The organism is Aminobacter sp. BA135, from assembly GCF_050859125.1.
Lineage (GTDB): Bacteria > Pseudomonadota > Alphaproteobacteria > Rhizobiales > Rhizobiaceae > Aminobacter > Aminobacter ciceronei.
This window is the reverse complement of sequence record NZ_CP139572.1, coordinates 5,190,198-5,211,171: the sequence shown is the minus strand read 5'-3', so window position 1 is coordinate 5,211,171 and position 20,974 is coordinate 5,190,198. Positions and strand designations below refer to the sequence as shown.

The window sequence follows — 20,974 nt, the reverse complement described above, 5'->3', positions numbered from 1 at the left end:
TCCAGTGGGAAATAGAACACGGACCATCGCCGGCAAGGACATCATAAGGAGCGTGGCCGACGCCCTTCAGTACATCTCGTACTACCATCCTCCAGATTACATCCGGTCTCTTTCGCAGGCCTACGCGCGCGAACAGAGTCCAGCGGCGAAGAATGCGATAGGGCAGATTCTGCTGAACTCCCGCATGGCGGCCTTCGGGCGTCGGCCGATCTGCCAGGACACCGGCCTTGTGGTGGTCTTCGCGAAGGTCGGCATGGATACCCGCATCAAATCAACGATCAGTTTCGCAGACCTCGTGAATGAGGGCGTCCGTCAGGCATATCTCGACCAGGACAATCCCCTTCGGGCCTCGATCGTTGCCGATCCGCTCGCCGGACGGGTCAATACTCGTGACAACACGCCGGCGGTCGTCCACGTTGACCTTGTACGAGGTAACCAGATTGAAATCACCATTGCCGCAAAAGGCGGCGGGTCAGAGAACAAAGCACGTTTTACCACCTTGAACCCCAGCGCCTCCGTTTCCGACTGGGTGATTGACACAGTATCGACGCTTGGCAGTGGGTGGTGTCCGCCCGGCCTGATCTCCGTTGGCATCGGTGGTAGCGCTGAAAAGGCGATGCTGCTGGCCAAGGAGGCCATGAACCAGCCCATCGATATGGCGGAATTGATCGCCAGGGGCCCTTCAGGCGCAGAGGAGGCACTGCGGATCGAGCTTTATGAACGGATTAACGCGCTGGGCATCGGCGCGCAGGGCCTTGGTGGCCTGACGACAGTCATCGACGTCAAGGTTGCGACCTATCCTACTCATGCCGCGTCCAAGCCCGTGGCGCTCATTCCGCAATGCGCCGCCAACCGGCACCTGAAGTTTACCTTGGATGGCTCTGGACCAATCAGGTTGGAGCCGCCCGATTTGCGCGAATGGCCCGACATGGGAACCGACGAATTGAGTTCAGCCGGCGTGCGAAGGGTCAACCTCGATGCACTTACGAAGGACGAGACGGCATCGTGGCGGTGCGGTGAAACGCTTCTTCTGTCCGGAAAGATGCTGACAGGCCGGGACGCCGCGCACAAGCGAATGGTCGAGTTGATAGACGCCGGCAAGCCACTTCCGTTCGATCTGCAGGGGCGCGTTATCTACTACGTTGGACCCGTCCGCGCCGTGAGAGATGAGGTCGTCGGACCGGCTGGCCCAACAACCTCCAGCCGCTTGGACGATTTTACGGACAAGGTGCTCGCCGAAACCGGGCTTTTCGCGATGGTGGGCAAAGCGGAGAGGGGACGGGCTGCCATCGAGTCTATTGTAAGACACAAAGCGCCGTATCTCATCGCAGTGGGCGGGGCTGCCTACCTGATATCAAAATCAATCAAGTCAGCGCGGCTGATTGCCTTCGAAGATCTGGGCATGGAAGCAGTCTATGAATTCGAGGTCCAGGATATGCCTGTCATCATGGCTGTCGATGTTGAGGGAAACTCCATTCACAATTCCGGGCCTCTTGAGTGGCGTAAGCGCATGGCGGCCGACAGCATCGCACGCAGCATCGGCGTTTGAGCCTTCCGACCAAGCTCGGTTGGTCGGCATCAATTCCATTGTCGACAACGGCTAAGAGCAGAAGGTCATGAACTCGAAACCCAATCCTGCGCGCCTGGACGCTTGGGACTTCCGGATTCTCTCAGAGATTCAGTCAGACGGCCGGATTTCAAAAAGCGAGCTTGCAAAACGCGTTCATCTTTCGGCGTCGGCCTGCTCGGAGCGGCTCCGTGCACTGGAGGTCGCCGGGATTATTGAGGGGTTCTACGCGCGGTTGAGTCCGGCCCTCATCGGCGGCATGGTCTTTGTCATGGTGGAGGTCGTGCTGGAACGTCATCGCCTCGAGGACCAAAGACACTTCGAGACTGCGGTCGGAGAATTTCCGGAAATCCTGGATTGCTGGGCTATCGGCGGGCGGATCGATTATCTGATGCGCGTCGCATCTCCTTCTATGGCTGCGTATCAGGATTTCATGGAGAGACTGCTGCAGGCAGGCTTGGGGATCGATCAATATTACAGTCTTGTCGTGACCAAACCAATCAAGTCCAATTCACCAATCCCCTTGTCCGCACTAAGGCGACGGTAAACGCCGACGCCTTCGTTTCCACGGCTTACTGTCCCGATTCCGCGAATTCGTCGGCGAAGGACGCGCATTCCCGCGAAACTGGAGAGGCGTTTGCGGTATGGTAATTGCTAAGGAGGCGGCCGGCCGAGTGCCCTCCGCCAATCCATCGCGAGGAGAGGACTATGCGGTTGAGCAATCTGGGAACCGAGCAACTCAGAGAAAAGGATCGAAGCTTCGTCTTTCATCCGTCTACGCATCTGGCCAAGCACAGCCGAGGCGAGACCCCAAATCGAATCATGGCCGGTGCGGAAGGCGTGTACATCTGGGATACCGAAGGCCGAAAGAGCCTCGACGGTTTCGGCGGGCTTTACTGCGTCAATATGGGATATGGTTGCACGGAAATTGCCGATGCCATTGCCCGGCAAGCACACGAATTGCCGTTCGCCCATGTCTATGCAAGTCAAGGTACGGAGCCAGTCGCCCTCTTGGCAGAGGCCGTGGTCGAGTATTTTGGTCAGAACATGCGAAGGGTCTTTTTCGGCCTTTCCGGCTCCGACGCCAACGAAACCAACATCAAGCTGGTCTGGTACTACAACAACATTCTGGGCCGCCCCGAAAAGAAGAAAATCATCTCGCGACATCGCGGCTATCACGGGTCTGGGCTGGTCACCGGGAGCCTGACGGGCCTTGCCTTCTTCCATAATTTCTTCGACCTGCCGTTGGATCTGGTGCGCCATACCACGACGCCGCACCACTATCGCCAGGCGCATGACGGCGAAAGTGAGCAAGCGTTCTCGGAGCGCTGCGCGGATGTACTTGAAGCCCTTATCCTCGCTGAAGGCCCGGAGACCGTTGCAGCTTTTATCGGAGAGCCGGTGCTTGGGACAGGCGGTATCGTTCCGCCCCCAAAAGGATACTGGACCGCGATCCAAAGCGTGCTCGACAAGTACGATATCCTGCTGATCGCCGACGAAGTCGTCTGCGGGTTTGGACGAACCGGTGAGAAATTCGGTTCCCACCTCTATGGCATGCGGCCGGACTTCGTGACCATCGCCAAGGGTTTGAGTTCCGCCTACCTGCCCATCTCCGGGTCAATCATTGGCGACCGCGTCTGGTCGGTCTTGGAACAAGGAACAGAGAAGCATGGCGCCCTCGGCCATGGCTGGACATATTCGGGTCACACGCTTTGCGCTGCGGCCGCGCTCGCCAATATTCGACTCCTAAAGGAAAGAAATATCCTGGAGCATGTCCGCGATGTCGGCCCGTATTGGCATGCCCGCATGAATGCCGAACTGGCGGGACACCCCATCGTTGGCGAGGTTCGTGGTGTCGGAATCCTCTCCGCCGTAGAGCTGATGCGAGATCCGAAGCAGAGAATACCGTTTGAATCCGATCTCCAGGTCGGCGTTCGCGCTGCCGCTGCTCTATTCGAGAACGGTGTCATCGGCCGCGCCATGCCGCACGGCGATATCCTCGGCTTTGCCCCGCCTTTGATCATCACCCGGAAGGAGATCGATATAATCGTCGACGCAACCGCAAAATCAGTCGAGACGACCTATCGCGCGCTGAAGGCCGAGGATGCGATATGAACATAGCGAGCGCCGACGGGAGCGAGCCCCCGGGTTCGACGCCGTCCCGGGTAAAGTGGTCCCTGGGAGGAACTTTCCCACGGACAAGACGCTTTGGCGTCAGCCTGTCGTTAGGGCTGGTCGCCATTGGTGAAGACGGGTTGACAGCGCATTTCGCGCCGAGCCGACCGAAACTGCTAAACTGGAAGCCGTCAGATTATAAGCATGCTTCGGATAACTTCGATCGCAAGCGATAACAAAATCAGTTCTGCCGCCGCTGTCCTGTTGCCCAACGACCAGGGTGTTTGTGCGGCGCGCCCTGCCGGTGTACCTCCCCGCCGGCAGGGCGCCTTTTTTGACCCGCTGGATCTGGATGCCCCGCTGGACCTGCGTGATTGTAGCGCATCCGCAATCGACAGTTCGAGAAGGAGGTCATCTGCATACCCGGATGGCACATCGAGCTTCGATATTTCTATTACACCATGGCAACCGCCCACAATCGCAGCTTCGGACCCGCGGCTTACGGCAGCCGGCATCGAGGTCGCGTGCACCTCCTTTCATATGATCGAAGGTCCCGGGAGTAGTCACCGCGGTGAATTTTCTCCAGCGTCGAATAACTTGGGGGGCGAGTCTTCTCGCCGTAGCTGCCAAGAAGCCAGAAAGTCCCATGTCTAATTGAAAAAAGCCGCTGGAGAAAATGCAGCTCGTCTTCGAAACTTTGCTGGAACAGTTGTCTTTGAGCGTTGATGAAGTCGACTTCCATAACGCACTGGCCAGCGCCGCCGGCGCCTTCGACATTCCCGCATTCGCCTATCTGTCTCTGGTGTCTGATCGCGTCACAAAACCCAGACTTATATCGAACTATCATTCCGGCTGGACGTCGCACTACTTGCGCCACCAATACGAAAGGATCGACCCGGTCATAGAATGGGCAAGGTGCAGCGAATGTCCCTTTCAGTGGGGACCGGGATTCGGCCATGCCGGCATTTCAACGCGACAGCAACAGCTTTTCGATGAGGCTGCCGAATTCGGCATCTGCTGCGGACTGACGATACCACTTGTTGATCGCCGCGGCGGTGTCGCTGCGATGACCTTCGCGGCAGACAGGCTCGATCCGACCTTCCTGCGCGTCGCCGAGCAGTATGAGCAGGCGCTCGAGATTATGGCGATGTGCTTTCACATTGGCGTTCGCCGCAAGCTTTCGGGTGGTCTGGCGGTGGATGGTGTTTCGCTGACGCCCCGTGAGTACGAATGCCTGGAGTGGACGGCGAAGGGCAAGTCCGCCTGGGAGATCGGCTGTATCTTGGGGATCAAGGAGCGCACGGCCGCTTTCCATCTGGACAATGCCAAGAAGAAGCTCGGCGTGCGCACCAAAAATCAGGCAGTGACACTGCTGGCCTCCTCACGATCATCAATTCTCTGAGGGACAGAATCCCTCTTTGATCTACCTGTGCAAATGCACAGGCAGTCGCGGCATGAAGGTTCGCCTCCAATGGCAGGGTCATACCTGCGAGGAGACCATCATGATTGAGCTTATTGCGCCCGGCTGGTACGGCGCCTTTGCCGACGAACTTCACGAAATGCACCGCCTGCGCTACCGCATCTTCAAGGAGCGGCTCGACTGGAACGTGCGCATGACCGGCGGCTTCGAGATCGATTCATTCGATTTCCTGAAACCGCACTATCTTGTGTTGCGCGATGCCGGCGGTCGTGTCGGGGGCGGCGTACGCCTTCTGCCCTCGACGGGGCCGACGATGTTGCGAGACGTCTTTTCGAGGCTGTTGGAGGGAAGAACGGCACCCGAGGAACCGAGTGTCTGGGAAAGCAGCCGTTTCGCCCTTGATCTTCCACCGTCTGCACCGAAGGGCAGTGGGAGTATTGCTGTTGCGACCTATCAACTTCTTGCTGGCATGATCGAGTTCGGTTTGTCGCGGCAGCTCACCCATATCCTCACGGTTACGGATTTGCGCATGGAGCGCATCCTGCGTCGCGCCGGATGGCCGCTGGCCCGCATCGGGCCGCCCCGGACAGTCGGCACCACGCGAGCCGTTGCCGGCTTTTTGGATGTCTCAGAGGAGAGCCTTGCTGCGGTCCGCCACAGTGGCGGTCTTGGCGGTCCCGTACTGTGGGCCCCGGTGCTCTGCACGGGCGCCTGACATGGTTATGATAGGTAATGACGCCGACTGGCCGGACTGGCAGGATGAGAAATCCTATCGCTACACGCGGCACCTGACGCGACGCGGCTGGGCCTGGGAATTCCTGCGGCGCAATCCGGCCTTTCAGCGTGACTGCCGGCTCTCGCTTGAGCAGGCAGAATTTGCAGAAAGGTGGTTCGAGGTAGAAGTGGTGAGATCGTCGCTCGATCTCACGCAGTGGGGGCTCCTTTTTCGCAGGCTCGTTGAGGCGCGATGCGGCTGTTTTCTGGTGCTTCCGCCAATGCCCGCATGTTCTGCCGCTCATTGCGGAAAAGGCAGTGTCGGCCGAAACGCTTTCGTTTGATCTCGCTGCATTGCCATGTCGGGCGGCACTCGTGATCACGTCGGACGGTTCCCAGCATGTCATGCTGCGAAATGCTCACCGGGATTTACAACTGGCTGTGGAGGGCGCGGACGTTTTGCGCCCCGTTCGACTTTCCGTCGACGCGATCTGGCCCGCCGATCGGATGAGACATCACCTGAATGCGCTCGAATGCCTCAATGCTCTTCACGCGACCGGGCAACTTCCCGACAGGCTGTTTCCGCCCGAAGCGCGCGCCAGCCGTCTGCGCTTTGTCCTCCAGGCGCTTGACGGCTCGCTGGGCGGGGCATCGCACCGCCAAATCGCACTGGCCCTGTTGGGCCGACAACGCGTCCAGGCCGACTGGACGGATCCGCGCAACCACCTTCGCGATCGCATTCGCCGTGCCGTCCGGCGCGGTCACATGCTCATGGATCGCGGCTATCAGGATTTCCTCGCCTGAAGGTGATTGCAATAGCTCACCTGGAGCCGCTCAGCGCGCGAACAGTTCTTTGTATCCAGTCGTAACCATCCAGTTTGCCCGACCGAGATGGCTGCGAACCGCCATTCGAGCGCGCTCAGGTTCTCGCACCGGATCGATGCCGAGGACGATCTGCGCCATCTCATCCTCGCTGGCATCGTCGGCGGACGCGTCCAGGAGCCTCATATAGAGAGTGAAGTGCTCGTTGTCGTAGGCGGTCAGGCGGTCCGACCATGGGACTTCGTCTTGAACTTTGGGTTTCATCGCGACCTCCTGGGGTTCGGGTTTGTCGTCATCGGATAGGGCAAGACATCTCTCGTTAGGCTAATCATATCGAATAGGAACGATCGTTCCTAGAACGATAGTTCCGGTTCTGGTCCCTTCTTGCCATGGACCTCAAAGAGGTCATGGCGATCAACATGCGTCGTTTGCGCCATGATCAGGACCTGACGCAGGAAGAATTGGCTGCTCGCGCAGAGCTGAGCATGCGCTATGTGGGCTCGATCGAGCGTGCTCGGGTTTCCGCAAGCGTCAGTGTGCTTGGCCAGCTCGCAAAAGCGCTTGACGTTGATCCTTGTGAGTTGATTAGGCCGCAGTAACAAAGGCGATCCGGCCCATCCCGGATTGCCGCAATCGATTTTGATGGCGCGCAGCCGGCCGCCGGTGAACTGAGCCCGCTTTCTTCGACATGGGCCTAGACCATTCGGCTTCGCCCCCTGGCGCAGCTTTGGTGACCTACAGCGCTGACCTTGAGCGATAATCATCGTCAGATTGCATCCGCGAAGTCGCGATCCCTAACAGCAGGTAGTTCGGGCAAAGTCGATGCTCGTGCGAGTTGCTCCTTAAGTTTGTAGAGTATACTCCGTGGTGAAATCCTCAACAAGAGGGTGGCCTCTCGCGTATGGGAATCCGAGAGGTCTTTGCCCGCAATCTGCGTAGGCTTCGCGAGAAAAAGAAGCTGTCGCAGGAGGCGCTGGCACATGAAGCTGGTGTTGATCGAACCTACATCAGCGCTCTTGAGCGCAGTGTATATGCTGCTAGCATCGACATGGTCGAGAAGCTCGCTATGGTGCTGGAGGTTGAGCCGGCAACGCTGCTCGATCCGCGATCTGAATAGACTTAAGCACAGTCTGACGCCGGCATCTCTTCGATCGCCCCGCCAACGCAGGCTGCTGGAATAGATGATAGCGGCGCGCAAGAACAAGGGCTTGAGCCAGGCCAAGGTTGCCGAAGCGCTTCGCCGCCCGCAGTCTTTCGTGGCCAAGTATGAGAGCGGTGAACGTCGCATAGACGTCATCGAGTTTCTCGACGTAGCGGAGGCGCTCGAAATCGACCCTTGCGAGGTTCTCGCACATGTGCGCCGCCTGCGTGACCGATAGCTTGTGCTGTGCTTGGCTGGAGCGGCCAACGTCATCAAAATCGCATCCCTGGATTTCCTGCCCCTCGCGGCAGATGGTTTGGGCACATCGATGACAATGTGGATTACATATTATAGTTGATAAACTCAAGGCCCGTGATCCGCTGACCATCCGCGCATGGATATGCGCAAGTTGGTCGGACGAAATGCACGCAGGATCAGGGAGAAGGCCGGCTTGACGCAGGAGCAGCTTGCCGAGATCTCCGGCTTCAGCCAGCAGTACATCAGCGGGCTGGAGAAGGGTAAAAGGAACCCCACCATCGTCACGCTTTATGAACTGGCACAAGCCCTCCGTGTCAGTCATATCGATCTGGTGCGACCTGACTGACTCGCCGCGGACATTGCGACCGCAGATGATGCTGCGCACACTCGGATAGGCGAAGAGGCACGACGTGGTGCCAGTCGCGCCGCCAGCTTTGAGTGATCGCCGGGTATCGCCGGCCCAGTCGCCGGCCTCGAAGTCCTCCAGACCCTGCATGCCGGCTTGGCGTTCGCGCCCCGGCAGATGACGCTGAGCATCGGCACGACGGCTTTGCAATCCTTCTGTGACATGAAATCAAGTAAATGGCGGATGAAGTGCACCATGCAGGTTAGCGCTGTCGCCTGGGGGAAGTGGCGCCGATCGCTTCCCTGTTGGCCAAGCAGTTTGCCAGCTTGCCGAATTACCAGCACCTCGCCAGTCTCGTTGCGTTCTTGTTTAGGCCTTGCAACAGATCCTTCAAGGAAATTTATGGAATCTTTGCGACCACAAACCGCTGTCAATGGTACGCTCACCACAACTTTCAAGTTCAGTGGCGGCAGAAACCTGGTGTCGTTTAATGTTCCGCCGCCGGACAGCATCTGCGGAGAGCGCGAAATGACAAAGTCAGCAGGACGAGGGTTCGGTTCTTCTATTTGGCGTCGTGCCGACCAATGAAGATACTTGTCGATCGCCTGATGACAGCAGCGCATCCTGATCGCCTTCGGATCCTGGGCCTTTGCGCACATGCCGACCTCACTGTCCGCGAACTGGCGGAGATTCTCGATCTTCGTCGGGAGCGCGTTGCGCGACACGTCCAGATGCTGGCCAGAGCTGACTTTCTTTGCCGCAATCGACAAGGTCCTTGGTGCTCATATCATCTCAATGCAGGAGGCAAGGACGGAGGGTTGGTTCAATTCCTGGTCGATCTCCTGCCCCACGACGATGGGTATCATAAGCGCGACCTGGAGCGGCTCGAGGCGGCACAAGACGCGTGGTCGAAGGGGACTGCTGCTTGATCGTGGAATAGATTAAGCCAATGGAGCGCGACTACCATGGACAACTCCGCTGACGCAGCCATCGCAGAGCCCGGCACATACGGACGGTCTTCCTTGGTCCACGTCGATTGCCGCGTTCACGAACTGCTTCTAAGACAGGAGCGGCAGGAGCGGACAACGCTCAAACTCATCGCATCCGAGAACTTTGCCTCTTCGGCCGTACTGGAAGCGACCGGCTCCATATTCACGAACAAGTATGCCGAAGGGTACCCGAGTGCGCGCTACTACGCGGGAAACGAGATCGTCGATGAGCTTGAGACCCTCGCGATCGAGCGCCTGAAAGCGCTCTTTGGCAGTGAGCACGCCAACGTCCAGCCTTATTCGGGCTCGCCAGCCAACCAGGCTGTCTATCGTGCGCTTTTGAGCCCCGGTGACAAAGTCATGGGCTTGCCTTTACCTGAAGGCGGCCATCTGACTCATGGTTGGTCCGTCAACTTTTCCGGCACTGATTATCAACGCGTTCCCTATGGGCTGCACAAAAGGACGCAGCAAATCGACTATGACCGCCTACGCGAGACAGCCAGGCGGGAACGGCCAAAACTGATCTGGGTCGGCGGAACTGCCTATCCGCGTGTCTTTGACTACGCGGCAATGGCAGAAATTGCTTCGGAAGCGAAGTCCTATCTCGTGGCCGATATTGCGCACATCAGCGGCCTGATTGTCGCTGGAGCGCATCCGAATCCCGTGGCTCATTGCGACGTCGTCACCAGCACATCTCACAAGTCGATCCGCGGCCCCCGTGGAGGCTTTATTTTGTCGAAGAATGAAGATCGCTATCAGGCGCTCTATCATCCCACGAGCAAACACAATCTCGCCAGACGGATTGATCGCGCGGTGTTTCCTCAACTGCAAGGTGGGCCGCATATGAATACGATCGCCGCGCTTGCCGTCGCTTTGCAGGAAGCAGCAAACCCGTCCTTTCGTGTCTACGGTCAGCAGATCGTCAACAACGCCAAGGCTCTGGCCCAGGCGCTTCTGGACCGTGGTTACGACCTGGTCACCGGCGGGACTGACAATCACATGCTGATCCTTGATCTGCGGGACCGGCCGCTATCAGGCAAAGCCTATGCCGAGCGCCTGGCCAAGGCAGGCATCATTACGAACTTCAACATGGTGCCGGGCGACCCGCGCGATCCAGCGGTTACAAGCGGGATCCGGTTAGGGTCGCCGGCAGTGACGTCCATGGGCATGCGTGAGGGGGAAATGGTGCAGATCGCCGCTTTTATTGATTTGGTCTGCCGCCAGCCCGACGACCCAGAAGTTCATGCGAGCGTACGAAGAGACGTTGCCGACTTCTGCACTGCATTCGACGTCCCCGGCATCCCCGACCGGTAAGCCACCTCAATCCAGAAACTCCCCACCTTCCAACACTTGCAGCGAGGACATTCCATGACCAGGCAGTTCGTGTTCTCTTCCGAATCCGTCGGCGCGGGACACCCCGACAAGATGGCAGACAACATCTCCGATGCCATCCTCGATGCGATCCTCCGCACCGACCCGAAGGCGCGCGTCGCCTGTGAAACGTTGGTGAAGACAGGGATGGTCGTTCTGGCTGGCGAGATCACCAGCCACGCGGAGATCGATTACAGCCAAGTTGCCCGCGATACGATCCTCGATATTGGGTACGACGACGATGCCATCGGCTTTGATGGTCGACGTTGCGCCGTCGTTCTCGCTCTCTCCGAGCAGTCGCCCGACATAAGCCAGGGCGTTGATGAAGGACGAGGGCAGGATCTCGAGCAGGGGGCGGGGGATCAGGGCCTCATGTTTGGATTCGCATGCAACGAGACGGATACATTGATGCCCTTGCCGATCCAACTCGCTCACCACTTGACGAAAAAACAGGCAGAGGTTCGGAAAACGGGACAGCTTGGCTGGCTGCGTCCGGACGTGAAATCTCAAGTGTCCGTACGCTACGAGGGTTTGCGCCCGGTGGCGCTGGATACCATAGTCCTGTCGACGCAGCATGACGAGGCGGTATCCCAAGAAACAGTCCGCGAAGGCGTCATTGAGGAGATCATAAAACCGGTCCTGCCCACCCACCTGGATACTTCGGGGATCAGATTTCTGGTCAACCCGACAGGGCGGTTCGTGGTCGGTGGGCCTGCTGGCGACTGCGGCCTCACTGGACGTAAGATCATCGTCGATACCTACGGTGGAACGGGGCGTCACGGCGGCGGCGCCTTTTCGGGCAAGGACCCATCCAAGGTTGACCGCTCGGCCGCCTATGCGGCGCGGTATGTCGCAAAGAATATCGTTGCCAGCGGACTTGCGGAGGTCTGCGAGGTTCAGCTTGCCTACGCGATCGGCGTGGCCAGTCCGGTTTCTGTGATGGTCAACACCTTCGGAACCGCAAGAATCGAGGAAAAAAGGATCGAGTGCCTTGTTCTTGAGCTTTTCGATCTCCGACCGAAAGGCATCATCAAGATGCTTGATCTCTTGCGCCCGATATACCGCAAGACCGCGACATACGGACACTTCGGCCGTGAAGAGCCTGAGTTCACCTGGGAGAAGACGGACAAAGCCGACGACTTGCTGCGTGAAGCAGGACCGGCAGCTGCGTGAGGGCCGCTGGATCAAGCGCATGCGGCAACCCATTTCAACTCGCTAGACCCGCGCCCAGCCGGCATGGCAGGAAGCCGGCTCCGGTTTTTGGCGGAGACATTGATGCCGGATTATGACGTGCTTTGCATCGGCAATGCCATTGTCGACATCATCGCCCAGTGCGAGGAGGAATTCCTCGAGACCAACGGCATCATCAAGGGCGCGATGAACCTCATCGACACGCAGCGCGCCGAACTGCTCTACAGCCGCATGGGGCCGGCGATCGAAGCCTCCGGCGGCAGCGCCGGCAACACGGCCGCAGGCGTCGCCTCCTTTGGCGGCCGCGCCGCCTTCTTCGGCAAGGTTTCCAACGATGCGCTCGGCGAAATCTACGCCCACGACATCCACGCGCAGGGCGTCGCCTTCGACACCAGGCCGCTCAAGGGTGAGCCGCCGACGGCGCGTTCGATGATCTTCGTCACGCCGGATGGCGAGCGCTCGATGAACACCTATCTCGGCGCCTGCGTCGAGCTTGGCCCAGAGGACGTCGAGGCCGACAAGGCCGCCGGGGCCAAGGTCACCTATTTCGAGGGCTATCTTTGGGACCCGCCGCGCGCCAAGGAGGCGATCAGGCAGACTGCGCGGCTGGCGCATGCCGCCGGGCGCGAAGTGTCGATGACGCTGTCGGATTCGTTCTGCGTCGACCGCTACCGCGACGAGTTCCTCGACCTGATGCGATCGGGCACCGTCGACATCGTCTTCGCCAACAGCCACGAGATCAAATCGCTCTACCAGACCGCCTCCTTCGACGAAGCGCTGGCCGCCATCCGCAAGGACTGCAAGATCGCCGCCGTCACCCGCTCTGAAAAGGGCTCGGTCATCGTGCGCGGCGACGAAACCGTCACCATCAAGGCGACGACAATCCGCGAACTGGTCGACACGACTGGCGCCGGCGATCTCTATGCCGCTGGTTTCCTGTATGGCTACACGCAAGGCCGCGACCTCAAGACCTGCGGCGACCTTGGCTCACTGGCGGCCGGATTGGTGATCCAGCAGATCGGCCCAAGGCCGCGCCAGAATTTGCGCCGCGAGGCCGAGCAGGCGGGGTTGATCTAGCCGGACGATTCAACGACGAGCTGCCCGTCTGCCTCGTGCAAGCTGTGCGGGGAAAGCGCATGTAAATCGAAATGTCGGATGCGCATCCGTGTGAGACGCAGCCGCTGAATGTCACGATAGAACGGTCGATGGCGCCCTCCGGTGCGAACCTTCTGCCGTGAGATGTAGAGAAGCGTTCGGATCAGCCGCTCGACCTGTGGCATGTATTGCTCACCGGCCATCGTCGACCTCGTGCGGCAACAGGTCGGCCGGGCCATGATTCGATCGAGCGGCTAAGCGGCCAACTGGTGAATTGACTTCAACGCATCGCCCGATTGAGATTATCCTGCCGGGAGCGCAGTACGTTGTTCAAGCAAGCCGAGACGATCATGGGCAAATATAAAGAGCATCGTGAGCCACGCCGGCATTACCATGACGATGACGTGGTTTCTTTTTCCGAACGATCTGCCGAGCCAAGCTACTTTCAGCGTTCGTCGATCGTAACCGCGGACCCTGTCGACGCCGAAGTGGTGTGGTTCAACACCAGTAAAGGTTTTGGCTTTGTCAAACTGCCGGAGGGCACCCAGGCCTATCTGCACATCCGGGTGCTGGAGGCGGCCGGGAGCCGCGGTGTTTCCGAGGGAACGCGTCTGAAGGTCACAACGGAAGAAAGTCCAAGAGGTCATCAGGTCGCGCAAGTGCTGGAGGTCAGCGATCAGACCGCGAGAACTCAGCTACATACGCGTCGCACTGGAGAGTCCACCGCCGGGACGAGTGCCCAGGTGGAGAGCGAGGGCACGGTCAAGTGGTACAATCCCCAAAAGGGCTTCGGCTTCATTGCTCCTGAAAACGGCGAGAAGGACATCTTCGTTCATGCCACCGCGCTGACCCGCTCAGGACTGAGCATGCTGACGGAGGGTCAGAAGGTGTTTGTCCAATGCGGGCAGGGCAAGAAAGGCCTGGAAGTTCGGAGCATTCGCCTCGCTTAGAGCCAAATGCGTTGACCCTACCGAAATCGCGCCTCAGACAAAGAAAAAGCCCGCTACCGGGAGGAGGTGGCAGCGGGCTCGATTTAGAATGAGACGCGGGAGGAGGTGCGCCCCATTCAGCGTCGGCACCACATCTGGGAGGAGTAGATGGCCGACACCATGATCATACCGATTGCCGCGGATATTGCAACGCACAAATTTTATCTCGCGAGTGCGAAATGATGCCGGATCCGCTTAGCCGATCCTGAAAAATTGCTGTTAGGCTGCGGCTTTCTTGCGGGCACGCTTGGCAGGTGCCAGCGTTTCCGGTTCCTTCGGCTTGCGGCCCAGACCCATGGTCTTGGCCAATGCCGAGCGCGCCGCAGCGTAGTTCGGCGCCACCATGGGATAGTCCGCCGCCAGCCCCCATTTCACGCGATATTCGTCGGGCGTGAGGCCATAGTGGGTGGCTAGGTGACGCTTGAGCGACTTGAACTTCTTACCGTCCTCAAGGCTGACGATGTAATCGGGCATAACCGATTTTCTGATCGGCACGGCAGGCTTGAGAGCTTCCGGCTTTTCTGGCGCGGCACCACCAGCAGTGCCTTTCAATGCGATGTGGATCTGGCCGATAAGCCCAGGCAGTTCACCGACGGGAACCGGATTGTTCGAAACATAGGCTGAGACGACATGGGCGGTGAGTTCGATGAGGTTGTCAGCTTTGCTCTCGGTTTCTTCGGTCATGAAAACGCTCCTGCGGAATTAGACTAGCCGGTTAAGAATCACTTCATAGCTTAATAGTGACGACCGCGTTTGATGGCAACCAAGCCATTGCATGACGTGTTGGCGGATCGCTACACACCCGGCCGCAGTTACGGATCTTCCTCTTGAACCGTCATCGCCCTGACAACACATTGTGCCATGGTCGCCGTGTCGATGCGGCGCCTCTTCACCGCAAATTGGCTATTTGAAAAGTTGGGAGAAACCAATGAACGCTGAGGCTTTCAGCAGCCCCCTTTTTGTGAGGCGCGCAACCCACATCATCCAAGAGATTGCCGGCCTTGCGGATGCAATCGATTTTCTCAACGAATGGCCGGAAGACCGCAGAGACCTGATCCACGAAGCCGCCCTGAGGGCATGCTACGATGCATACGATGGGCGCAAGCCGGTAAGCACGGCGCGCAATGCCTTTTTCGGCTTTGCGAAGCGGGTCGCCATATTGGAAGATCCAACCTCCGCGATGCAGTGGATCGCCGCCTGCAGATCGGGCAGTGGAAAAGTGCAGGTGTAGACTTCGACGACATGTTTGAGACTGGCGAGGCGCGTCAAACAGTGCACTATGTCCAGGTTTCACAGCTAGACCGCGCGAATGAGAAGCAGTTCCTCACCATCGACTGCACAACCGCAGATCGCACGCAAGCTGACCATGGCCGGACGCAGCTCATGGCGATCGCTTGCCCGCCAATGGCCAGGCTCAATGGCGCAGGTGCAGCGGTCGCGTTCGGCTGAGTCAAGAAATGCGATCCGGGCTATTTGCCGCATAGTGGCTGTGGAGGAGGGGGATGACCGGGTTGATCAGATTTGAGAGGCCAGTCGTTGTTCAGGTTAGCCGCCGCAGCTCGGAGCGTATCGTGTTCGACGTCAACGACGCGGCCGCTATCTTGCTGCGGGATCTGCATCATGAGACCGATAAACGCAGAATAGCGATGGACACCTGTCTGCAGGTTTTACGCGGTAAGACCCATCCCCCAGCCGCTCGACGAGCTTTCGTCGCAGCCGCACTCGAAGCACGCATTCTGCGCAGTGATTGAGACTTGGGACGCCGCTCGTGAATTTCGGCCGTCTGCACATCGCTATTGAGCGCGGTCCGAACACCTTTGCCGGCATCGGCCAGGAGCAAGCTAACCCCGCAATTTCCGCGACGGCTTTCCTGGTCCGGCGCCGGATCTTGACCATCAAAACAGAAGGGGTCCGCGTGCCAGCTGCGGCCGCTCGGCTTCGCCGTCGCGGTGATCGTGATTGCAGCCAGAGGCAGACAGAGCCATCGAGCGGGAATTGGCCCGGTGCAGATGGCGGAGCGTCGATGCCGCTTCAACAGTCTCCGGAAGTACCGTATGAACCTTCCCCCAGCTTGGCCCTGCATCCGATCTCCCGAACACGCTCCGCGGACCGGCGCCGCGTGATCGCCGATGCCTCTCCCGATGGTCGGGAACGGGGTTTCGGCGATCAAGGTCGGGGAGACGATAGTGATTTCGATTATCCCAATCCGGAATAATCCGAAACGGGCTGGCGGAGAGCCTTCTCGTTTCTGGCCGGCTCATTTGAGGCCCAAGCCTCCTTCGATCGCCCGCCAACGGCGGCCTCTGGAACAGCTGACTTCGACGCGCCATGACAAGGGCCCCGGCCAGGCCAAGGTTGCCGAGGCGCTTCGTCACGGGCAGCTCGATTGCCTTGGGTGCGCCGGATGGACTCACCCCAAGATTGCCCGGTGTGTGGCGTTGCCGCTCACCGCCGGCGAGGGGCACCGAGCCCTACGCGGTCTGCGCTTTTTCCCGAATTGCGCGTGCCGCAGCCACCATGTTCATCAGGGCAGGGCGGACCTCCTCCCATCTGCGCGTCTTGAGACCGCAGTCGGGATTCACCCACAGTTGGCCATCCAGCAATCGATCGCGCGCAAGCATGATGAGTTTGGAAATTTCGCCCACTTCCGGGACCCTCGGCGAGTGAATGTCATAGACACCAGGACCGATCTCGTTCGGATATTTGAAGGTTCGGAGCGTATCGAGCAGTTCCATCTGCGAGCGCGAGGTTTCAATCGAGATCACATCGGCATCCATTGCGGCAATCGCGTCCACAATATCGCCGAACTCGGAGTAGCACATATGGGTGTGGATCTGGGTCGCATCGCCGACCGCTGTTGACGCCAGCCGGAAGCATTCGACGGCCCAGTCGAGATAGGCCTGCCAGTCGGCCTCGCGCAGCGGCAAGCCCTCGCGCAGTGCGGCTTCGTCGATCTGGATCATCCTGGCGCCGGCCTTTTCGAGGTCGCTCACTTCATCGCGAATGGCGAGCGCGACCTGGCGGCAGACGGCTGAGCGCGGAAGGTCGTCCCGGACGAAGGACCAGTTGAGGATCGTCACCGGGCCGGTAAGCATGCCCTTCACCGGCTTCGGCGTCAGCGACTGGGCATATCGCCACCAGTGTACCGTCATCGGCTGTTGTCGCGACACATCGCCAATGATGATCGGGGGGCGCACAAAGCGCGAGCCATAGCTCTGCACCCAGCCGTGTTGCGTGAAGGCGAAGCCGCGGAGCTGCTCAGCGAAATACTGCACCATGTCGTTGCGCTCGAATTCGCCGTGGACCAGCACGTCGAGTCCGATCTCTTCTTGCCAGCGAACGGCGGCTTCTATCTCTTTTTTCAGGAAGGCCTCATAGTCGACGTAACTCAGCTCGCCCTTGGCATGGGCTGCCCGCGCCTTGCGAACCTCGGCTGTTTGCGGGAAGGAGCCGATCGTCGTGGTGGGGAAGGATGGCAAGCCAAACGTGTCGCCCTGAAGCTTGGAGCGCACGTCGAATGCGCTCTTCCGCCGCGTCATGGCGACCTTGATGCTGGCGACCCGACCTTCGACGAGCGGATCATGCACCTTAGCGGATGTCGCGCGAGCGGCGGCAGCCTCAGCCGACGCCTCTAGTTCGGCGGCGACCGCGTCCCGGCCTTCAGCCAGGGCACGGGCGAGCACGACCAGCTCGTCGGTTTTTTGCGCCGCGAAGGCGAGCCACGATTTCACGTCCGCATCGAGTGTCGTCTCCATGTCCAGGTCGACCGGCACATGCAGCATCGAGCAGGACGGGGCGATCTCCACGCGGTCCAACGGCCAGCCGGCGACGATCGGCTTGATGCGGTCAAGTATGGCAGGCAGGTTCGCGCGCCAGACGTTGCGGCCGTCGATCAGCCCGAGCGAGAGCACAAGTTCCTTCTGCGCGAGCCGGCCGACGGTCTCCAACTGCTCTGGAGCGCGCACGAGATCGACGTGCAGTCCCGCCACGGGCAGAGAAATTGCGGTCTCGAGATTGTCTCCCAGCGATCCGAAATAGGTAGCGACCATGATCTTCAACTCGGGTGCTGCTTTTGACAGCCGGCAGTAGGCGAATTGGAGCGCATCCCGTTCGTTGGGAACCAGATCGACCACGAGCGCCGGCTCATCGATCTGCACCCAATCGGCTCCCGCGAGCTTCAGCCTCCGCAGGAGCTCCTCGTAGACGGGCAGCAGCCGTGGCAGGAGCGCGATAGGGTTGAAACCTTCCTCAGGTGACTTCGCCAACTTGAGAAGGGTAACCGGTCCAAGCAGGACCGGGCGAGTGTGGATGCCGAGCGCCTTGGCCTCGAGGAAATGATCGACCGGTTTCGCCGACGAGAGGGCAAAGCTCTGATCGTCCGTGAGTTCCGGCACAATGTAGTGATAGTTGGTGTCGAACCATTTGGTCATTTCCATTGCGGCAAGGCCATGCCCGTTGGCCGCATGCTCGTCACCGGCATGTCCACAATCCGCGGCCTGACCTTGGTTACCGCGCGCCATGGCGAAATAGGTATCGAGTGGGACCTCGCCGTCAGTCCAGGCGTATCGTGCCGGCACGGCGCCGACCATGGTGACGGTGTCGAGCACATGGTCGTAAAGCGAGAAATCGTTGGACGGGATTTTCGACACGCCGCGATCGTGCTGCTCCCTCCAGCTAGCGGCGCGTAGCGCCTTCGCCGTCGCGAGCAGGTCGGCTGCGGGAGATTTTCCGGACCAGTAGCTTTCAAGCGCGAATTTCAGTTCCCGCCGTCGACCGATACGCGGTACGCCGAGCGTTGCCACTGGAATTTGTTGAGAGACAGTCATGCCATACCCCGATGGTTGGGGCGTGGGGACAAGGAACGCGCGAGTAGGCGGCACGAAGCCGGGCTACCGCGACCTCCGAGACACCCCGCCCGTGGACGTTGTTCGTCGTGGCAGGTCTCCTGGCTCGCGGGTCAAAGCCTCTGCCCGTCTTCCCGAGGCCGTTCGCCTCAGTGACACCAATGGGCTTGGCTCGCCGCTAACAGTTGCGGGGGCAGCGCCGGCATCGCACCGGCTTCCCTCTTAGCTCCGCTACGGCAGTGCCGCGCGGAGAACCACGACATGCGCACAATCACAGCAGCTTCGCTCCTTGTCAATACATATAACGAGATGTTTATGTGATGATGCGAATAATGCCCTTGCGCTGATCGGTCTCTTTCGCCCAAAGCTGCATACGATGCGGCCTCTCATCAATGCAGGCTCGGAGAGGTCCTCGTCCCCATCGGCGACGCCGGATAAGATCGAGGTTGCCGGGCTCAAGGGCGTAAAGTCGGGCCAGGTCGTCACGGTCCGCCGGGAATCCCGGTATTTGTTCCCCGCTCGGCTTCGCTCGGCGTGCTTGCGCATTCCAGCGCGCTGATGACCATGGCCGGCAGCGAAAGGAGAGGTGGCGCCTCAGGTCGGCCGGGCTGGGGCTGGGCCGCCAGCGTCTCGAACAACTGTGTGGCGATCGCCTCGACCTGCCGCGCGAGCACCTTCACCCTGTGGTTGCTGAAGGCGGGCGCCACGATCGTGCGTAACCGGGCATGCTCGCCCCCCTCGTGCGAGACCAGCCGCCTCGGCGAACCGAGAATCACCGAATCCGGGGTGAATGCCGCACTCGCTAAGCGACGGAAGGGCGGAAGGTGACCGGCAGGCGCTGCGGGCAGCGAATGACATAAGACGGCATGTAGACGACGTCCTCTGCGGCGATGGCCAGCGCCAGATCCTCCAGTCGCCCGAACAGCGCGGGGAAGGCGCAGCGCAATTCCAGGCGCGCCAGCGCAGCGCCCAGGCAGGAATGCGGCCCCTCGCCGAACGACAAATGCGGGTTGTGCCGCCGGGTGACATCGAACCTGTCGCCGCCGGGACCGAAGGCCTTTTCGTCCCGGTTCGCCGCATGGAACGCCATCAGGACGGCATCGCCGCGGCGGACCATGCATCCGTCGATCTCCACGTCCCGGGTGGCATAGCGGAACGGCAGATTGGCCGCTGAGCTGCCCCAGCGCAGGATCTCCTCGATCGCCTGTGACCACGGAACTTGGCCGCTGCGCACCAGGTGCAGTTGCTGCGGATGCGTCAGCAATGCCAGCACGCCATTGCCGATGACGCCGGCGGTGGTCACGAAGCCCGCAGAGAGCACCATGAACAGCATGTCGATGAGCTCGGTGTCGGAAACGAGCTCGCCATTGTCACGCGCGACGATCAGGGCCGAAGCCAGATCATCGCCGAGCTGGCCCCGCTTGAGCGCGATCAGGCGACGGAAGAACTCCGGGATGCGCTGCCGCGTCTGTCGCACCTCTTCGGCTGTGGCGGAGGTGTTTGCCAGGCTGTAGGTGAGCGCGACGATCTCTTCGCGCTGTTCGTCCGGCAAACCGAACAGTTCGGCGATCACGTTGGTGGGCAGCGGAGCGGCGAACTCGCACATCAGATCGGCACTGCCGCCGCGCTGCGCCATCTCGGCCAGGAGTCGATCGACGCATTGTTCGATCCGTGGCGCCAGCAAGGCGATACGACTGGGCGCGAAGCTGCTGGACAGCAGGCCGCGCAAGCGCCGGTGATCGGCGCCGTGCGCCGTGGTCATGTTGTCCACTTTGCATATCCCGATCAGCGGATGATCCTCGGGAATCTCGCCGTCCTGCAGCGCCCGCCACTGTCGCCAGTCCTTGTTGAAATGCTGGTCGGAAAGCATCTGCCTGAGCGTCTGGTGACGGCCTGCCGCCCAGGTCACCACATCGCCTGGCAGCGACACTCGCGCCATCCCCCCCTGCTGCAGAATCGCAGAAGAAAGACGATCAAGTTGCGTGGGAGCGGCCGGCACACCGATCACGTCGCAATGATCGTTTTCTACGCGCATGCCAACAACTCCTTCAAGACCAGCGCGGGTCCACTTCTCGGCACGGATGATCCGCGCGCGGACTTCGAAAAGTGCCC

The 20,974-nt window shown here is 60.0% G+C and carries 23 protein-coding genes, 1 pseudogene and 1 riboswitch; of the genes and pseudogenes, 18 read left to right on the top strand and 6 right to left on the bottom strand.

The features are described 5' to 3' along the window. The first annotated feature begins 4 nt into the window (after positions 1-4). From SLT36_RS25340 to SLT36_RS25310, 7 genes are all read left to right on the top strand, one after another. Positions 5-1,549 carry a fumarate hydratase gene (locus tag SLT36_RS25340; protein ID WP_432284859.1) on the top strand — a complete coding sequence of 515 codons (1,545 nt, stop codon included), beginning with the start codon at positions 5-7 and terminating at the stop codon, positions 1,547-1,549. 67 nt (positions 1,550-1,616) lie between these two features. After that, positions 1,617-2,114 carry an Lrp/AsnC family transcriptional regulator gene (locus tag SLT36_RS25335; RefSeq protein ID WP_432284858.1) on the top strand — a complete coding sequence of 166 codons (498 nt, stop codon included), beginning with the start codon at positions 1,617-1,619 and terminating at the stop codon, positions 2,112-2,114. 161 nt (positions 2,115-2,275) lie between these two features. Next, positions 2,276-3,682 carry an aminotransferase gene (locus SLT36_RS25330; protein ID WP_432284857.1) on the top strand — a complete coding sequence of 469 codons (1,407 nt, stop codon included), beginning with the start codon at positions 2,276-2,278 and terminating at the stop codon, positions 3,680-3,682. A gap of 676 nt (positions 3,683-4,358) precedes the next feature. Then, a complete protein-coding gene (locus SLT36_RS25325) occupies positions 4,359-5,084 on the top strand; it encodes a LuxR family transcriptional regulator (protein ID WP_432284856.1) in 726 nt (241 codons plus the stop codon). Positions 5,085-5,184: 100 nt separating this feature from the next. After that, positions 5,185-5,817: an acyl-homoserine-lactone synthase gene (locus tag SLT36_RS25320; RefSeq protein WP_432284855.1), complete on the top strand. Its 633-nt coding sequence runs from the start codon at positions 5,185-5,187 to the stop codon at positions 5,815-5,817. Position 5,818: 1 nt separating this feature from the next. After that, positions 5,819-6,160, top strand: coding sequence for a transcriptional regulator domain-containing protein (locus SLT36_RS25315; protein ID WP_432284854.1), 342 nt, complete (start codon positions 5,819-5,821; stop codon positions 6,158-6,160). Next, positions 6,135-6,620, top strand: a complete 486-nt coding sequence (locus tag SLT36_RS25310; RefSeq protein WP_432284853.1) for a DNA -binding domain-containing protein — start codon at positions 6,135-6,137, stop codon at positions 6,618-6,620. The genes SLT36_RS25315 and SLT36_RS25310 overlap by 26 nt, the downstream gene beginning before the upstream one ends. A 30-nt stretch (positions 6,621-6,650) precedes the next feature. Here the strand turns inward: SLT36_RS25310 and SLT36_RS25305 are convergent, their stop codons facing one another. Next, on the bottom strand, positions 6,651-6,902 hold the full coding sequence (locus SLT36_RS25305; protein ID WP_019863472.1) for a DNA -binding domain-containing protein: 252 nt from the start codon (positions 6,900-6,902) through the stop codon (positions 6,651-6,653). Between the two features lie 125 nt (positions 6,903-7,027). Between SLT36_RS25305 and SLT36_RS25300 the strand changes: the two genes are divergently transcribed. The 4 genes from SLT36_RS25300 (at position 7,028) to SLT36_RS25285 (ending at position 8,383) form a co-directional block, all read left to right on the top strand. Then, a complete protein-coding gene (locus SLT36_RS25300) occupies positions 7,028-7,237 on the top strand; it encodes a helix-turn-helix domain-containing protein (RefSeq protein ID WP_010913773.1) in 210 nt (69 codons plus the stop codon). Between the two features lie 302 nt (positions 7,238-7,539). Then, positions 7,540-7,755 carry a helix-turn-helix domain-containing protein gene (locus SLT36_RS25295; RefSeq protein ID WP_019863473.1) on the top strand — a complete coding sequence of 72 codons (216 nt, stop codon included), beginning with the start codon at positions 7,540-7,542 and terminating at the stop codon, positions 7,753-7,755. 64 nt (positions 7,756-7,819) lie between these two features. Then, entirely contained in the window at positions 7,820-8,017 is a 198-nt protein-coding gene (locus tag SLT36_RS25290; RefSeq protein ID WP_019863474.1) for a helix-turn-helix domain-containing protein, read from the top strand. A 156-nt stretch (positions 8,018-8,173) separates the two neighbouring features. Beyond that, entirely contained in the window at positions 8,174-8,383 is a 210-nt protein-coding gene (locus tag SLT36_RS25285; protein WP_019863475.1) for a helix-turn-helix transcriptional regulator, read from the top strand. Here SLT36_RS25285 and SLT36_RS25280 read toward each other — a convergent pair. Further along, positions 8,356-8,640, bottom strand: a complete 285-nt coding sequence (locus tag SLT36_RS25280) for a hypothetical protein (RefSeq protein ID WP_432288474.1) — start codon at positions 8,638-8,640, stop codon at positions 8,356-8,358. The genes SLT36_RS25285 and SLT36_RS25280 overlap by 28 nt on opposite strands. A gap of 327 nt (positions 8,641-8,967) precedes the next feature. On the opposite strand from SLT36_RS25280, the gene SLT36_RS25275 reads away from it, so the two are divergent. From SLT36_RS25275 to SLT36_RS25255, 5 genes are all read left to right on the top strand, one after another. Continuing rightward, complete coding sequence (locus tag SLT36_RS25275; protein ID WP_432284852.1) at positions 8,968-9,312, top strand: ArsR/SmtB family transcription factor; 345 nt, start codon at positions 8,968-8,970, stop codon at positions 9,310-9,312. Between the two features lie 36 nt (positions 9,313-9,348). Further along, a complete protein-coding gene (glyA, locus tag SLT36_RS25270; RefSeq protein ID WP_432284851.1) occupies positions 9,349-10,686 on the top strand; it encodes a serine hydroxymethyltransferase in 1,338 nt (445 codons plus the stop codon). Positions 10,687-10,740: 54 nt separating this feature from the next. Next, the gene (gene metK / locus SLT36_RS25265) at positions 10,741-11,916 is read left to right on the top strand and encodes a methionine adenosyltransferase (RefSeq protein ID WP_432284850.1); all 1,176 of its coding nucleotides are present in this window, start codon (positions 10,741-10,743) and stop codon (positions 11,914-11,916) included. Between the two features lie 102 nt (positions 11,917-12,018). Beyond that, complete coding sequence (locus SLT36_RS25260; protein WP_432284849.1) at positions 12,019-13,011, top strand: adenosine kinase; 993 nt, start codon at positions 12,019-12,021, stop codon at positions 13,009-13,011. Positions 13,012-13,355: 344 nt separating this feature from the next. After that, complete coding sequence (locus SLT36_RS25255) at positions 13,356-13,979, top strand: cold-shock protein (protein WP_432284848.1); 624 nt, start codon at positions 13,356-13,358, stop codon at positions 13,977-13,979. 258 nt (positions 13,980-14,237) lie between these two features. Here SLT36_RS25255 and SLT36_RS25250 read toward each other — a convergent pair whose 3' ends face one another. Beyond that, positions 14,238-14,702 carry a MucR family transcriptional regulator gene (locus SLT36_RS25250; protein ID WP_432284847.1) on the bottom strand — a complete coding sequence of 155 codons (465 nt, stop codon included), beginning with the start codon at positions 14,700-14,702 and terminating at the stop codon, positions 14,238-14,240. A gap of 244 nt (positions 14,703-14,946) precedes the next feature. Here SLT36_RS25250 and SLT36_RS25245 point away from each other — a divergent pair, with 244 nt between their 5' ends. After that, positions 14,947-15,249, top strand: coding sequence for a DUF982 domain-containing protein (locus SLT36_RS25245; RefSeq protein WP_019863483.1), 303 nt, complete (start codon positions 14,947-14,949; stop codon positions 15,247-15,249). A gap of 271 nt (positions 15,250-15,520) precedes the next feature. Continuing rightward, positions 15,521-15,769: a DUF982 domain-containing protein gene (locus tag SLT36_RS25240; RefSeq protein WP_020629161.1), complete on the top strand. Its 249-nt coding sequence runs from the start codon at positions 15,521-15,523 to the stop codon at positions 15,767-15,769. A gap of 720 nt (positions 15,770-16,489) precedes the next feature. Here SLT36_RS25240 and metE read toward each other — a convergent pair. From metE to SLT36_RS25225, 3 genes and pseudogenes are all read right to left on the bottom strand, one after another. Continuing rightward, entirely contained in the window at positions 16,490-18,820 is a 2,331-nt protein-coding gene (metE, locus tag SLT36_RS25235; protein WP_432288472.1) for a 5-methyltetrahydropteroyltriglutamate--homocysteine S-methyltransferase, read from the bottom strand. A 116-nt stretch (positions 18,821-18,936) separates the two neighbouring features. Further along, a riboswitch (cobalamin riboswitch) is annotated at positions 18,937-19,136 on the bottom strand. 274 nt (positions 19,137-19,410) lie between these two features. Continuing rightward, positions 19,411-19,698 (bottom strand): annotated as a pseudogene (locus SLT36_RS25230) (cytochrome P450); the annotation flags it as partial. Continuing rightward, the gene (locus SLT36_RS25225; protein ID WP_432284846.1) at positions 19,665-20,897 is read right to left on the bottom strand and encodes a cytochrome P450 family protein; all 1,233 of its coding nucleotides are present in this window, start codon (positions 20,895-20,897) and stop codon (positions 19,665-19,667) included. The pseudogene SLT36_RS25230 and the gene SLT36_RS25225, both read right to left, overlap by 34 nt. Between the last annotated feature and the right edge of the window lie 77 nt (positions 20,898-20,974).